This is a genomic window from Bacteroides sp. RCH18, from assembly GCF_058231005.1.
In genome coordinates, this window is record NZ_JBIPTC010000001.1 from 945,136 (window position 1) to 960,195 (window position 15,060).

Sequence of the window (15,060 nt, forward strand, 5' to 3'; positions counted from 1 at the left end):
AACTGTAACATCCCATCCTTACAGAGATACAGTTCGAACCTGTACAAATCCTTGCTGTCTTGTCTATCTTGCAGTTCCTCAACGCTGGACGGTTTAGCCAACGCAGGAACTTAGATATGAAGAAGCCGAAATTAACCTTCATGTGATTCTCGTTTCTGTTTGATTTCCTGTTCCATTATCTTAGCATCCACAAGGAAGCGAAACCAATATGCCTGCAAGTAAGCATGTACATAACCAGCCTTACCATCGAGGAATCCAAGCTTAATGTAGTAACGATACCAAAAATAAAATTTTGCTCTCAGGAATTTGGGCATTCTATAATAGAAGCCATCACGGAGCTTGCTAGTCTTCTTCGCTTCATGATAAAGAGTGTTGGGATCTGCCTGACCTGCCGAGCGTGTAGAGAAATAATCTGCGACCTCACGAGTAGCATACCAATTATGCTTGTGAATCCAAGCATCCAGACTCTTGGAGTCGTAATGCAGGCAGTCATTCTTCAGATCAAGGCTCTTTCCCTCGCTGAGAATAACATGCTCACCCATAGCTCTGTTCTCATAACGACCTTTGCCAAACTTGAAGATTGTCAGATTGTAAAAAGGATACATTCCTCCATGCTTCAGGAAGGTGCCCATAAACGCAATCAGGAACTTCATCACGAAACCGTTCACATCATCATCATGATGCTTCTTGCAGGCAGCTACTATCTCTGCTCCAAGTTCTGAAGTAACCACCTCGTCAGCATCAATTCGATACACCCATGTGGTCTTCACACCCACATTGTCCAACGCCCAGTTGAACTGAGCAGCATAGTGGTTAAAAGGCTCATGATGGAAAATTTCCACACCAAGGCTTTCAGCGATCTCAACAGTACGGTCTGTACTTCCACTATCTACCACACAGATACGGTCTGCTACTCCATTGAGAGATTTGATACATCTCTCGATATTTACTTCCTCATTCTTCGTGAGGATGATGGCTGTAATATCTGTCATTGTTTATTGTAATTGTTAATTGAAACTTGAAGATAACGAGTATACTCCTTTGCAATGTGCTCGTAAGAGTATCCGTTATCAATAAACTTCTTAGCGTTATTCCTATATGTCTGAAACTCTTTTGCACTCATGTGAGAAACTTCCTTAATTTTCGTACGGAAATCTTCCACACTACCAGCCTTGAAGTTGAAACCATTGTTATAGCTGCATCTGTCAACATTCACATTATTGTCTTCAGAGAGTACTGGCAGCCCACAAGCCTGGGCATCATAGAAACTCATGCTACACTGTTTTGGAAATACTGAAAGGTCTGCCATCTGATAAAACTTGGCAAGCTCTTGATACTTCTGCGTCGGAAACATAATTACTCTATTCTGTGACTCTTTTAGTATCTTTCTGACTTTCTCGCCATATTCATTGTTTGGAGGTGTTCCCACGCAGACAAGTATGACTTCCTTTGAAAACTTCTCCTTGAATGTTTCTGCCAGTAGCATTCCTCCCTTTGCTTCGGTCAATTTACCAGTATATACTACCACGAACACATCTTCCGAGATATTATGCTCCTTGCGGAATGAATTTCTGACTTCTATCGACGGAGAGAAAAGAATAGTGTCAGTACCAAAAGAAATAAATGGGGTTTGAGCTTCAGGAATGCCCAATTTTCCATTCACATATTTATCATCCTGAGTTCTTACTACTATATATCCTTTATCGCGAATCTTACGACCAAAGATAGCAGCATATAACTTTTCATACAACTTGGCGAACTTATTCTGACTTGCCATTGATAGCATGTGAGAGTCGAACATCATAGGATATTTCAGACCCCTCAACATAAATCTCATGGCTGTTATGGTTTCTACACAATGAACGAAGAGTACATCGGGCTTCACCAGTTCTACAACTTTAAAGATTTCATTTGTGTAAACCAAACGACGAAAATAGTAGCCCTTAGCTTTAACACGAATAATTTTTACTCCTGTTGCATCTTCATAAACTTTGTCTTCCTGATCAAGAGTTTCACCAGAATCTCCGAACTCCTTATAGACAGGATAAAGATGCTCCTTATCTACTGTAGCAATATAGACTTCATTACCCTGGTGTTGCTGAAATTTAGCAAGAGGGTTCACCTGATAACCATACGAAGGATGGAATGTCTCATCAATATGTAAAATTTTCATTCTATATTTTTTTCTATGAATTTAATAATTGTTGCTGCTCGCTGATCGATGGTTAGAGCCGAAGCCATTCTAATAGAACCAGCAGCAAGCTGCTCTCTTTTCTTTCTATCATCCCGGAGAGTTATTATTGCCGAAACAATTTCATCCACATCAATAGGATTAACCATAATAGAATTTGATTCGTTCAATACATCCCAATTAAATGGCAAATTACTTGAAATGATGGGTAATCCACACGACATAGCCTCAATTACAGCATTACAACAACCTTCCCTAAGAGTCGGCAATACGAATGCATCTGCTGCATTAAGATACTCAGGAATTTGTTCGTGCATCAGCCTTCCCTTGAACAATACATTCTCTACCTCAGGTTCCTGATCGCCACTTCCTATTAAGAAAGAGTAGACAGATTCTCCTTCACATTTGCGCAAAGCTTCAGCTACTCGCATTATTCCCTTTCGCTCATTAAACCAACCGACAAAAGCAATGATAAAACAATCTAATGGGATGCTCATCTTTTGCCTTATTTTGACTTTATCCATAGGGTAAAACAACTTCGTATTGACTGCATTCGGAAACACTTCGCATTTTGACTCATCTGCCAATCCAAGTTCTATGCTCTCCGTTTTATTCTTTGAAGAAACGCATATCACTCCCTTTACGTAATCAGAGAATCCTTCTGGAATTCTCGGAATCATTGATTTTACTTCGCTCTCACCTGATGCTACTAACAAAGGAATGCTATTCTCTTTAGCATAGGGATAAGCCTCCATTGCCGATTCCCAGAAATGGCAATAAATCGCATCTGGTTTGGTAGACAGATTCTTTAATCCTTTATATACTGCTCGTTTATGAAATAGTTTGGTGAGCTCCAGATTTCCAATTTTTAGTCTACCTGAAACCGAAAGAAAATTGGGTCTCAATACTTTAACTTTGCCTGATGGCTCTTTTGATGGATTCCACAGATAACGTGTCTTCACAAAATTGTTTGGTGCCACTACCGAACACTCATGCCCTTGTCGTGCCCATTCTTCTACCAATTGTTTAACGAAAGGAAAAACGCTTCGCTTCGCATCTGGGTAGTCATAACTTACTATTGCTATTCGCATACAATTTCAATTTATCAACAAATACTTATTTCTTTGCTCGTCATTCCATACTTCTGCAATCCAATAACCGCTCCCCACAAAAGCCACATAGTAGGTTCACCAGTAACGATTGATAGATTATGAGTTAAAGAGTTGATAGTATAGCAAGCAAACATCATTACGAATACAAACTGCTGTACGTTGTATAAAGAAACATTTAACAATGCGATTCTTACAGATAGGAACAATTGCTTAAAAAATAAAATCATCAATGCAAAACCGCCCAAAAAACCACCAAACATAAACGCATTAATAAATATATTGTGTGGATAATGGTTTGATGCAGTATATGCATTTATACCACCTAAAGGATGCGAAAAAATAAACTCAATTGCTTTTTGATTAATGTCACCTCGTTCTTCGGCGAGCGAAAATCCTTTTGCATAACGGCTATCTCCTTGCATAATGGTATCAAATAACTTTGGCACAATAAAAATGACCACAAATAACAATATTGAGAAAACCAAGATTTTTTTGAATACTGAGGACTCTCCTTGAGAATACATGAACTTGTAGAGAGAAAATAGAGACAAAACAACGCAGGCCACAAGCGCGGTTCTCTCCTGTATTATGAACGTTGTATATATAAAGAAGAATACCAATACCAGATTAATGATAGTAATCTTAGCTTTTTTATTGTAAAAACACAACAATGTAATGGCTGAAATGAAATAGCCATTTGGTACAGGCCCAAAAAGACCTGGAATAGTATAGCCCAACATGTTCTCCTGACTACGCGCACTCATCGCGTCATAAATGTCACCCAATGCATTATTACCTAAGAGCAAACTTATTTCATGTGCGTATGGCACCTGATACATCTGGCCTACTGTGACTAATCCATCTGCAATCCCTACAAAGAATAGTATGACCAACAATAAATTAGCATTACCTGTCTTTCGAATAAACAGTTTAGTTGATTGATAAGCCACATATGAAACAAGATAATAGCCGAGCAGCAATCTTATCATTTCAAACATATATCCAGTATAAATCTGCGCAAGAATATATCCGACAATAAACACAAGATAGATACCAAAATATTTATCCAATTTGATAGCATTATTTCTCCCGCATACTACAAGCATAATAACGGTCATTACTTGCCGTGGAGTAACTGGGCCTATAGTAAACGATCCGAACAATAACTGTGCAATTACAAATATCGTGTATAGTACTTTGAAAAACATTGCAATGATATTATTATATTATCACTATTTATTTCTTAATAATTGTACGAAAAGCATTTTGAATAATTCCACCTGGTCCAATGTGAAATAAAAGGTCAAATAATATAAATAATAAAGATGAGACTACTACACATATTACAGTTCCTAAAATAAACATCCAACCTCGATCAAGATTTAGAAATGAGCACAAATAGTATGTTACAATCACATTTATGCAACAGCTAATAAATGACAGATAGAAATGCCCTAATTTCAATTCCGTCTTTGCACGAAGAATGCGTATCAGATATGGGAACACCAGCAAAACAGCTAGTAAAATGGCAAGACCAGCTCCAACCAGCCCCCACATTAATGTAAAAGGATACAGTAAAATGGACATAATAACAATCTTTATTATGTAGAATTTGAACTCATTTTTAGTATATCCATACGAACGTATCAATGGATTAAAAGAGAACAATAATGTCTGCATCAAGTAAGCCATAAAGATAACTTTGAATGGATTAATCATTTCCATCCAAGTATCACCCAATACAATAGTTACAATAGGCTCTGCATAGAGCAAAATAACTACAGCCAAGTATGATAGCACCAGCAGTATAATATCAATTATTCTGTTTACGACAGAGTTCAATCTTAACGTATCTCCATTAATCTTTGAATAGAGAGGAAATGCAACATTATTCACGACTCCATCAACAAAAGTACGGGGATATTGCGATAGTTGTTGAGCACGATTGTAAATGCCAAGCTGTTCTGTACCTAAAACATTACCTACAATAGCAACATCAATATTTCCAGCTAGCCAACTTGTAACATTCTTCAACTGTAGCCATCCTCCAAATGAGTATAAATCTTTGAATTGTTCTTTATCTATATGGAACCACACCTTATGTGGCAATAAGATAAATGAGTAAATTGTACGGATCAAATATTCGGAAAGAAGGGCAATTATCAACGCCCAAAAACTTCGAAAATACAGCACACAAATCACAACAAGAGTGAAACTAATAATCTTCGGAAGCACGAACAGGAAAAAATATTTCTTTAATTTTATCTCCTTTTGCAAAATGATAACTTCTGGATTAATAGCAGCACTCAATATCACACTTAACATTATTACTATTGACGGCCATATTGATTCTGGACTATGATAATAGTAAATGCAAATAGGCGTAGTTATCAACCACAAAACAATCGTTGCGGCAACCGAAACTAATAAATTTGCAGACCACGCAGTATCCAAATAATTGCTAACATCTCCTTTTTTTTGCACAAGTGCAGGTCCTAATCCCATTGAGAAAGCGATTCTACCTAAACCTGAAAAAAACAAGGCTATGGCATAAATACCAAAATCTACAGGAGTAAGAATCCGACTTGTAATCGAAAGTTGGATAATTCCAATAATAGCGAAAATAATATTCTCGCTGAAAGTCCAAAAGGCTCCTGATAAAAATGTTTTTTTTACACTATTCGACATCATTATTTTCTGATTATTCGAAGACATTTAGCAAAGAGACTTACTAGAGCAAGCTTAAACTTTACAAATCGATTTACCACTCTAACAGACCAATGGGTACAAGCGGCATTTAAACCTTTATGTTTAAAAATATATGCAAATAAAGGTCTGTTCCATCTTACATGAGTTGGTCGGAAAAAGGCAGGATTATAATGAACTGCACATTTTTCTGATATAGGAAATAGTTTCATTTGATCTTCTACAAGTTTAATAAGCTGGTCTCCCTTCTCACTATGAGAACTAACTTGAGAACTTCCCCAATGATTGTAATGAGGCATACCCGATCTCGCCAAATGGTAATCACCAATAGTTATATCAGCGGGCATACCATACCAACTATCGTACACTTTAAACCTACATTTTGAGCAAGACGGTCGCTTCAAATTTTGAAAGGCTACTCCATAATCCGTATCTATAAATTTAATATTATAATTTGAATTATCATTAAATACTGCATGAATGTAATATGGTTTCCATGCTTCAAGTTTATGTCTTACTGAAAAATGTGTTATATCCTTCTTACCATTATCTACAAGCAATTGGTCTATGTATTCACTATGTACCTTTAATGACGTAGGTCCATGGCAAATCAAATTGACAGTATATAATTTTTTCTGTACACCAATATAATGATATAATGCAGCAACTTCACATGGCAAACCAAAAAATAGTACCTCGATTCCAGTCTTAAGATCTTTTTTCACCTGCTTATATATATCATATTTTCTTGACTGCACATATTTAGATCCTCGGGTTGGTAATAATTGTTCAATAGTTTCGCATCTTGTATATTCTATGTTCTTAATGTTCTTTTCTGAATAACAAACACCATATACAACACCACCATTCTTTATAAATTGCGATGAAAGTGTATAAGCAAACCCACCAGATGCTGACTGCTTAATAATTGATTCTTCTTTACTATATCCACCCAGACTCTTTCTAATTGAACGTGGCTCTTCAAACGGTTTCTTTAAAGGACAGACTAACTTACAGCGACCGCAATTGATACAATTATCTTCATTCGTAATTACAGGATAATAGAAGCCCTCAGAGTCTTGACTCATTACAATGATGTTCTTTGGGCATACTTGGGCACACGCTTCACAGCCACAGCAGTCCTTTACATCTTTATATAATTCTTTTGTTGTCATTTCTCGAAATTCAGAGCTTTTTTCAGATAGAATAATCCCTCGGTTCTTTTCTCGGCCACTTTTTGACTAACAATATCAAAATCAATTGGAGTTTCAATATAGTTTACCCAGTCAAAATTTTCGTCAACAATCAATCTATTCTGAATACCCCACATTTGAATTATATTATCTATGCGCGAGTTCTTAGTTACAGAAACGCCAGACTTATGACGATAAAAAACATATAACTGCTTTTCATTGATTACCGAAAAAGCTAATCCATGAAATGAATCTGTGAACAAACAATCTGCACCTCGAATCCAATTGATAAAATCTTCAGGACCAGCACCCATGATATTTATGTCGGCAAAATTCATATCAACTGGAGAGACGCTTTCGTTGCTCATAAGGGAGACGATTTTTAATCCTTTATGCTGTGCATATCTTTTTGCACAAAGTTTTTGCTCAACATCATTGCCAATCAAATAGCAAACAACATAAGGTTCTTTTAGCATCTTCTGTGTAGGGATGCAATCTTCCCATTCTTGCTTGCTCAGTAAGTAGGTAGGATCTGCCAATACCTCAACCTTAATATTTTTTCCACAAACGTCTTTAATAAGTGCCTTTCCTTGTTCTTCGCGAGTAGAAAGAAAATCGAAACGCATCCACATATCCTTTGAACTTTTATAGCAGTACTTCGGATACTTAGAAACACCACAACTCGTAGCGTATGAAATTCGTCTGACACCATCAGGTACAAAGCGCATTGATATAAAATTGCCAAATGCCACCCCAGGTTGCCACATTTGATCACTTCCAATCAAAACTGCATTATAAGATTGTCCAGCCTGTACTAACTCATTGTACCCATTACATATTCTTATATTCTTTAGGTATTTCTCTTTGAAAACCTTTGATGCAGCTTTTCTCATCTGATGATTCTTCTCATGTACTTCATCCAAGCCTTTGTATCTATCCTGTACCTTGGATGCCAAAAGACGTTTAATGAACCAAGGAATAAGCCCCCAATAAAATTTTACATTTCTATTTGGCTTATTTGCCTTATATATGATAATCTCAGTATCGCAGCCAAATGACTCTACTGCCTTCTGTGTCGCAAACGATTGCAATTGAGCACCATAATTCGTATGTTCAGGAACAAGGATCAATCCTATTCTTGGTTTATTTGCCATAATTGTTACTTGACAATATTTGAACTGACAGGAAGTATCGAACTTCGAACTTTTGTTCCACTTGTGCTGCCAATTGCTTATTTTACTTAGAAACTGTTTTGAAATTATTCGCTAAATTTGTTAAGCATCATTTTGCAGAAGTCTAATTGTACCATCGTTTCGGCTGTATCAGCATAGAACTCATAGTCAATAGTGAGTTTTCATAAAGCATAGACTTCTCTACCAGTATTACCCTTCGAGAAAATTGAGACGATAATCATTCGAAACCCACCTGAGTTCAACATCACAACCTCACCTTTATTATATTTTGCCATAATGGATTAAATTAGATGTGGTAAATTCCTTCAAGAGGACAGATGTTGCAACAGTCAAGGATGACTTTGCCTTTGAGCTTATCCCAGTTCCGCTTGATATGATCGTGCTTCACAAGGATAACCACCATATCCATATCGCTGAGGAACTCGTCGAAGCTAGAGTACTGGTTCTCTACAATCTTGTGCCCTTCAAGGAATGGGTCGTAGCAGCGGAGAGGACGTGCGAGATGACGTTCTTGTGCTTCAAGTATCTGGAGAGCCGGAGACTCGCGATAGTCATCAACGTTCTCCTTGTAGGTGAGGCCGTAGAGACCCACCTTACGGTTGTCAGTGATGCCGTTCTCCTTCATAATCTCGTAGATGCGGTTAAGAACAAAAGTTGGCTGAGAGTCGTTGGTCTTCATTGACTCGTCGATAACCTTAGCGAGCTGAGGATAATCACCTACTAGGAACCAAGGATCTACTGAGATGCAGTGCCCCCCTACACCAGGACCTGGTTGAAGGATGTTAACGCGAGGGTGCATATTGCAGATGCGGATGATTTCATAAACATCCATATTGTCGTGACGGCAGATGCGTGCGAGCTCGTTGGCGAATGCGATGTTAACAGCACGGAATGTGTTCTCAACAACCTTGGTCATCTCTGCAGTTCGGATGTCGGTAACGACAATGTCGCCCTGACAGAAGGATGCATAATATGACTTCACCTTCTCGCCAATCTCGCGAGAGTCGGCACCTACGGTACGGTTGTTATGAATGAGCTCATAGACCATATTGCCAGGGATGATGCGCTCAGGAGCATGAACAAGGTTGATGTCTTCACCAATCTTAAAGCCGTTCTCCTCAATGACAGGACGTACGAACTTGTCTATAGTGCCAGGGCTAACAGTTGACTCGATGACTACGGTTGCACCCTTAGGGCATACCTTCATAACTTCCTTTACGGCTACTACTACATAGCAAGCATCTACCTTCTTTGAGAACTTGTCATAAGGAGTAGGTACTGAGACGATGTACATGTCTGTCTTCTGATACTCAGTGGTGAACTTTATACCTGCCCTGAGGGCGTTCTGGAAAAGTTCGTCAAGACCATCCTCCTTGAAGGTGGTGTGACCTGCATTGAGGGTGTCAACGAGCTGCTTGTTATAGTCTGTACCAATAATCTCAACTCCGTGAGATGCCATCATGAGGGCTGTTGGAAGCCCAATATAGCCCAAGCCAATTACATTAATCATGTTGTTTACTATTATTTATTTTTGATTCTATTACAATTTAATATTTACTTTTTCTCCATTCAAATTCTTAATGTATGCAGGATTACCAGCTACCATATAATTGTTGGAAACGCTTTTCACCACAACAGATCCTGCTGCAATTATGACATTATCACCTATGGTAATATCGCCAAGGACAATTGCACCTGTAGTTATTCTAACATTATTTCCAATTGTTGGCTTCATAAGAGATTTCTGAAGGTTTTATTTTTCAGCAAAGTGATTATCAAGTTTTTTGCCCCACCTATTTCAGATATTCCTTTTAGGTCGGCATCTATATACTCACTATTCTTGTAATACCCTATCAAGCATAAAGGCCATATGGGTAAGAAAAACAGAAACCGAATGAATAAATCTATATAGTGCATATTAACTATATCTTTCTATCTCTTCACCATTGAGGATACGTGCGATACGCTCACAAGCTTTGCCATCTCCGTATGGATTAACGGCTTGTGACATCTTGCGATATGCCTCTTCATCTTCGAGGAGAGTGCTGACTTCGGTCATGATCTTGTCGTAGTCAGTCCCTACAAGGTGGACGGTGCCAGAAGCAAGAGCTTCAGGACGCTCAGTGGTGTCACGCATCACGAGAACAGGTTTGCCAAGGCCTGGAGCTTCCTCCTGAATTCCTCCTGAATCGGTAAGAACGATGGTGGCCTTCGACATGAGATGGACGAACTCAAGGTACTGGAGGGGCTCGATGAAAAAGAAGTTCGGACGAGTAAGATCTTCACCAAACACTTCATGGATAGGCTTGCGCACATTAGGGTTGAGGTGCATCGGGTAGACAAAATCAACCTCTGGATAGTTCTCAGAGAGGTCCTTCATGGCTGTAACCATACGGATGAAGCCGTCACCGAAGTTTTCTCTTCTATGGCCAGTAATCAGTACCAGCTTCTTACCACCATTGAGACGAGTCACATCATAGCCTGCTGCAGCAAGGACTTTATTCTGCTCCTCTGCAAGAGCTTCGTCTATCTTAAGCTTATCGACCACCATGTGAAGTGCATCGACGACGGTGTTGCCGGTGACGTAAATGCTACCATGAGCTTTCTCTTCAAGGAGGTTCTTCTCGGAGAGTAGAGTTGGCGAAAAGTTATAGGTGGCTATACGACCAGTAATCTGACGGTTCATCTCCTCTGGCCATGGGCTGTAGATGTTATGGGTGCGAAGACCAGCTTCTACGTGACCTACAGGAATCTGTGCGTAGAACGCTGCAAGAGCACTTGCGGTGGATGTGGTAGTATCACCATGTACAAATACCACATCAGGACGGCACTCCTTGAACACATCACGAAGTCCAGTGAGGACACGTGCAGTAACATCGGTGAGGTCCTGGCCTTGCTTCATGATGTTTAGGTCATAATCCGGCTTCACATCGAAGATCTGGAGCACTTGGTCGAGCATTTCACGATGCTGACCTGTGACGCATACAATGGTTTCAAACTCTTCCGATCTCTTCTGGAACTCCTTCACTAATGGGCACATTTTGATTGCCTCAGGACGTGTTCCGAAAACTAACATGACTTTCTTTGCCATAATATATCTCTGTTTTTAGAAAGTTTTACTTCGCAAGATTTGCAATTCCATTGAGCTCATTCTGGATGTATTCAAGAGCAACAATCTTGGCCTTGGTCTCTTCAAGGTTCAGACGACGAGTATTGTCTGAGTTGAACTCCAACAACTCACATCGTTTTGAATTACCTTCAGTAAAGTACTGATCGTAGTTCAAACTACGGTTATCAGCCGGCACGCGATAGAAGTCACCCATATCCTCTGCCTTGGCGCACTCCTCATTAGTAAGGAGAGTCTCATACATCTTCTCGCCGTGGCGGATACCGATAACTTTGATGTCTTCCTTCTTACCTCCGAAAAGCTCACAAACAGCTTCACCCTGGGTCTGGATGGTGCAGGCTGGTGCTTTCTGAACAAGGATATCCCCATTCTGACCATGTTCGAAGGCGAAGAGGACGAGATCAACAGCTTCTTCAAGGCTCATGATGAAACGTGTCATCTTTGGCTCTGTGAGAGTAATAGGATTACCATTGCGAATCTGATCGATCCACAAAGGGATGACTGAACCACGAGAACACATGACATTACCATAACGAGTACAGCAGATCTTGGTGTCACCTGAATAGCGGCTCTTTGCTACTGCAATCTTCTCTTCGATGGCCTTAGTAATACCCATCGCATTGATTGGATACGCAGCCTTATCCGTTGACAGACAGATAACTGCGCCAACTTTTGCCTCAATGGCAGCGGTAAGGACATTATCTGTACCAATTACATTTGTCTTGACGGCTTCCATTGGGAAAAATTCGCAAGAAGGAACCTGCTTGAGGGCAGCTGCATGGAAGATGTAGTCAACACCAGGCATAGCATTCTTGCACGACTGGAGGTTACGCACATCGCCGATGAAGAACTTGATTTTGCTTGCATGTTCAGGATATTTTGCCTGATATTCATGACGCATATCATCCTGTTTCTTCTCGTCGCGGGAGAAGATGCGAATCTCTGCGATATCTGTTTTCAAAAAACGATTAAGAACTGCATTGCCAAAGGAACCAGTACCTCCGGTAATCATAAGGGTTTTACCTGCAAAAATTGACATATTATTATAATGTGTTTCGATTATTACTCTTTATCTACTTTGTCGAAATACGTGTCAGGTCTCTCTGGATTGAATATCTCATTGCAATACATCACTGTCACCAAATCTTGTGTATTAGAAAGGTTGATGATGTTGTGAGTATAGCCAGGAAGCATGATCACGCTCTGGATATGATCACCACTTACTTCGTATTCAAGAATCTCTGCATTAGGGTCATTTTCATTACGAAGCTGAATGAGTCCATGACCTGAAACAACGATGAACTGCTCCCACTTGGTGTGATGCCAATGCTCACCCTTAGTGATTCCCGGTTTGCTGATATTGATCGAAACCTGACCACAATTAAGCGTATGCACGAGTTCTGCAAAAGAACCTCTATTATCGCAATTCATCTTCAAATCAAAGATTGCCTTCTCTTTTGGAAGATAACTGAGATATGTGCTGAACAGACGTTTTGCAAAAGAGTCTGCTGGTATATCTGGAATCATCAAGGTTTTTGGCATCTCGGCAAACTTGTGTAGAAGTTCAACTATCTTTCCAAGCTTTACATGATGGGTTACAGGAGTGGCACAATAACGTCCTTCTGAAGTGAGTACTGTCTCAACACCATCGAACTCGCAATGGTGTTCCTCACCTTTCAATGCGTATATCAACTCCTCTACCAAGTCATCAATATAGAGGAGTTCCATATCAACAGTTGGGTCATTGACTTGTATGGGCAGGTCATTGGCGATGTTGTTGCAAAAGGTTGCTACTACTGAATTGTAGTTTGGCCGACACCACTTGCCATAGATGTTAGGGAAACGATAGACAAGCACCTTAGCGCCTGTCTCTTCTCCATACTGGAACATCAATTCTTCACCAGCCTTCTTGCTCTTGCCATATTCGCTGTTTCCGAAACGGCCTGCAAGGGTGGCTTGGATTGAGCTGCTAATCATCACAGGACAGTTGTTCTTATACTTCTTTAGAGTATTCAGGAGGACTGTAGCGAAGCCGAAGTTGCCTTCCATAAGCTCTTTTGGATCTCGTGGACGATTGACACCTGCAAGGTTGAAAACGAAGTCACAATCCTTACACCACTGGGCAAGTTGCTCGGGTGTGGAATCAAGGTCATACTCGAAAACTTCGTCTATAACCAAGTCACCATAGCACTTTGCCTTGCCAGTCTTGATATTGTTGAGTTGAGCACAAAGGTTCTTACCTACGAATCCTTTGGCACCAGTTACTAGAACTTTCATTGCTTTAGATTTCTTTTCTCCACACCATCTTATTTACAACCCCAACGTATGACTGGATGATTTTGACCACCTTGGTTGATACATTCTCATCAATATAGTTAGGTACAGGTGTACCATAGTCACCACTCTTAACGAGCTCAACAGCAGTATCTACGCTTTGGAGGAGACCTTTCTCGTCGATGCCTGAAAGGATGAAGCCCGCCTTGTCGAGTGATTCCGGACGTTCTGTAGAGGTTCGGATGCAGACTGCTGGGAAAGGATGGCCTACGCTTGTGAAGAAACTACTCTCTTCAGGAAGAGTACCAGAATCAGAAACGACTGCAAAGCTGTTCATCTGAAGGCAGTTGTAGTCGTGGAAACCGAGAGGCTGCTGCACCTGTACGCGAGAATCGAGCTGGAAGCCTGAGGCTGCGAGGCGATTGCGAGAACGGGGGTGGCAGCTGTAGAGGATTGGCATATCGTACTTTTCTGCCATAGCATTAATGGCAGAGAAGAGACTGAAGAAATTTTTCTCGGTGTCGATATTCTCCTCGCGGTGAGCTGAGAGAAGAATGTACTTGCCCTTCTCCAAACCAAGACGGTTGTGCACATCACTTGCCTCAATCTCTGCAAGATTCTGGTGAAGCACCTCTGCCATTGGAGAACCAGTGACGTAGGTGCGCTCACGTGGGAGTCCGCACTCTGCAAGATAGCGACGTGCGTGTTCAGAATATGCAAGATTAACATCAGAGATAATATCTACTATGCGGCGATTAGTCTCTTCAGGAAGACATTCATCTTTACAACGGTTACCAGCTTCCATGTGGAAAATAGGAATATGAAGACGCTTCGCACCTATGACGCTAAGACAAGAGTTTGTATCACCAAGAACGAGGACAGCATCAGGCTTGGTAGCTACCATGAGTTTGTAGCTAGCATTGATGATATTTCCACAAGTTGCTCCAAGGTCATCGCCTACGGCATCCATATAGACTTCAGGATCTTTGATTTTAAGGTCCTTGAAGAACACGCCATTGAGGTTATAGTCATAGTTCTGACCAGTATGGGCAAGGATAACGTCAAAATATTGACGTGTCTTGTTAATGACAGCAGCAAGACGGATAATCTCTGGACGTGTGCCAACAATAATCAGCAGTTTTAGTTTGCCATTATTCTGGAAACTGACGTTTGTATAGTCTGTTCTGAGTTCCATAAATGTATATGATATATTCTATTTCTATTATTTCAAGCGAGCAACCGATTCGATGATTTGTATCGATCC

At 40.1% G+C, this 15,060-nt stretch carries 13 protein-coding genes; all 13 read right to left on the reverse strand.

Annotation, left to right across the window (positions count from 1 at the left end; translation table 11 throughout):
* Nucleotides 1-131: 131 nt before the first annotated feature.
* The 13 genes from ACHLI0_RS03685 to ACHLI0_RS03745 all read right to left on the reverse strand — a co-directional run bounded on the left by ACHLI0_RS03685 (nt 132) and on the right by ACHLI0_RS03745 (nt 14,991).
* Nucleotides 132-992 carry a glycosyltransferase family 2 protein gene (locus tag ACHLI0_RS03685; RefSeq protein ID WP_490748461.1) on the reverse strand — a complete coding sequence of 287 codons (861 nt, stop codon included), beginning with the start codon at nt 990-992 and terminating at the stop codon, nt 132-134.
* Nucleotides 989-2,173, reverse strand: coding sequence for a glycosyltransferase family 4 protein (locus tag ACHLI0_RS03690; RefSeq protein ID WP_490748463.1), 1,185 nt, complete (start codon nt 2,171-2,173; stop codon nt 989-991). Before ACHLI0_RS03690 ends, ACHLI0_RS03685 begins: the two co-directional genes overlap by 4 nt.
* Complete coding sequence (locus ACHLI0_RS03695) at nt 2,170-3,282, reverse strand: glycosyltransferase family 4 protein (RefSeq protein ID WP_132062475.1); 1,113 nt, start codon at nt 3,280-3,282, stop codon at nt 2,170-2,172. Before ACHLI0_RS03695 ends, ACHLI0_RS03690 begins: the two co-directional genes overlap by 4 nt.
* Before the next feature lie 14 nt (nt 3,283-3,296).
* Entirely contained in the window at nt 3,297-4,409 is a 1,113-nt protein-coding gene (locus tag ACHLI0_RS03700; protein WP_130041877.1) for a hypothetical protein, read from the reverse strand.
* Between the two features lie 130 nt (nt 4,410-4,539).
* Nucleotides 4,540-5,994 carry a lipopolysaccharide biosynthesis protein gene (locus ACHLI0_RS03705; RefSeq protein WP_229036456.1) on the reverse strand — a complete coding sequence of 485 codons (1,455 nt, stop codon included), beginning with the start codon at nt 5,992-5,994 and terminating at the stop codon, nt 4,540-4,542.
* Nucleotides 5,994-7,184: a Coenzyme F420 hydrogenase/dehydrogenase, beta subunit C-terminal domain gene (locus tag ACHLI0_RS03710; protein WP_490748464.1), complete on the reverse strand. Its 1,191-nt coding sequence runs from the start codon at nt 7,182-7,184 to the stop codon at nt 5,994-5,996. Before ACHLI0_RS03710 ends, ACHLI0_RS03705 begins: the two co-directional genes overlap by 1 nt.
* Nucleotides 7,181-8,356, reverse strand: coding sequence for a polysaccharide pyruvyl transferase family protein (locus ACHLI0_RS03715; RefSeq protein WP_490748465.1), 1,176 nt, complete (start codon nt 8,354-8,356; stop codon nt 7,181-7,183). Before ACHLI0_RS03715 ends, ACHLI0_RS03710 begins: the two co-directional genes overlap by 4 nt.
* A 325-nt stretch (nt 8,357-8,681) precedes the next feature.
* Nucleotides 8,682-9,905: a nucleotide sugar dehydrogenase gene (locus ACHLI0_RS03720; protein WP_490748466.1), complete on the reverse strand. Its 1,224-nt coding sequence runs from the start codon at nt 9,903-9,905 to the stop codon at nt 8,682-8,684.
* 30 nt (nt 9,906-9,935) lie between these two features.
* Nucleotides 9,936-10,130 carry a hypothetical protein gene (locus tag ACHLI0_RS03725; protein ID WP_490748468.1) on the reverse strand — a complete coding sequence of 65 codons (195 nt, stop codon included), beginning with the start codon at nt 10,128-10,130 and terminating at the stop codon, nt 9,936-9,938.
* Between the two features lie 183 nt (nt 10,131-10,313).
* Complete coding sequence (gene wecB / locus ACHLI0_RS03730; RefSeq protein ID WP_118201950.1) at nt 10,314-11,486, reverse strand: non-hydrolyzing UDP-N-acetylglucosamine 2-epimerase; 1,173 nt, start codon at nt 11,484-11,486, stop codon at nt 10,314-10,316.
* Nucleotides 11,487-11,511: 25 nt separating this feature from the next.
* Nucleotides 11,512-12,561, reverse strand: coding sequence for a polysaccharide biosynthesis protein (locus tag ACHLI0_RS03735; protein WP_132062477.1), 1,050 nt, complete (start codon nt 12,559-12,561; stop codon nt 11,512-11,514).
* A gap of 23 nt (nt 12,562-12,584) precedes the next feature.
* On the reverse strand, nt 12,585-13,799 hold the full coding sequence (locus ACHLI0_RS03740) for a polysaccharide biosynthesis C-terminal domain-containing protein (RefSeq protein ID WP_221656331.1): 1,215 nt from the start codon (nt 13,797-13,799) through the stop codon (nt 12,585-12,587).
* Between the two features lie 4 nt (nt 13,800-13,803).
* The gene (locus ACHLI0_RS03745; protein ID WP_132062479.1) at nt 13,804-14,991 is read right to left on the reverse strand and encodes a UDP-N-acetyl glucosamine 2-epimerase; all 1,188 of its coding nucleotides are present in this window, start codon (nt 14,989-14,991) and stop codon (nt 13,804-13,806) included.
* Between the last annotated feature and the right edge of the window lie 69 nt (nt 14,992-15,060).

Excerpts from the sequence above, each read along its gene's own strand:
- ACHLI0_RS03685 (WP_490748461.1), bottom strand. The coding sequence starts at position 992 with ATGACAGATATTACAGCCATCATCCTCACGAAGAATGAGGAAGTAAAT.
- ACHLI0_RS03690 (WP_490748463.1), bottom strand. The coding sequence starts at position 2,173 with ATGAAAATTTTACATATTGATGAGACATTCCATCCTTCGTATGGTTAT.
- ACHLI0_RS03695 (WP_132062475.1), bottom strand. The coding sequence starts at position 3,282 with ATGCGAATAGCAATAGTAAGTTATGACTACCCAGATGCGAAGCGAAGC.
- ACHLI0_RS03700 (WP_130041877.1), bottom strand. The coding sequence starts at position 4,409 with ATGCTTGTAGTATGCGGGAGAAATAATGCTATCAAATTGGATAAATAT.
- ACHLI0_RS03705 (WP_229036456.1), bottom strand. The coding sequence starts at position 5,994 with ATGATGTCGAATAGTGTAAAAAAAACATTTTTATCAGGAGCCTTTTGG.
- ACHLI0_RS03710 (WP_490748464.1), bottom strand. The coding sequence starts at position 7,184 with ATGACAACAAAAGAATTATATAAAGATGTAAAGGACTGCTGTGGCTGT.
- ACHLI0_RS03715 (WP_490748465.1), bottom strand. The coding sequence starts at position 8,356 with ATGGCAAATAAACCAAGAATAGGATTGATCCTTGTTCCTGAACATACG.
- ACHLI0_RS03720 (WP_490748466.1), bottom strand. The coding sequence starts at position 9,905 with ATGATTAATGTAATTGGCTTGGGCTATATTGGGCTTCCAACAGCCCTC.
- ACHLI0_RS03725 (WP_490748468.1), bottom strand. The coding sequence starts at position 10,130 with ATGAAGCCAACAATTGGAAATAATGTTAGAATAACTACAGGTGCAATT.
- wecB (WP_118201950.1), bottom strand. The coding sequence starts at position 11,486 with ATGGCAAAGAAAGTCATGTTAGTTTTCGGAACACGTCCTGAGGCAATC.
- ACHLI0_RS03735 (WP_132062477.1), bottom strand. The coding sequence starts at position 12,561 with ATGTCAATTTTTGCAGGTAAAACCCTTATGATTACCGGAGGTACTGGT.
- ACHLI0_RS03740 (WP_221656331.1), bottom strand. The coding sequence starts at position 13,799 with ATGAAAGTTCTAGTAACTGGTGCCAAAGGATTCGTAGGTAAGAACCTT.
- ACHLI0_RS03745 (WP_132062479.1), bottom strand. The coding sequence starts at position 14,991 with ATGGAACTCAGAACAGACTATACAAACGTCAGTTTCCAGAATAATGGC.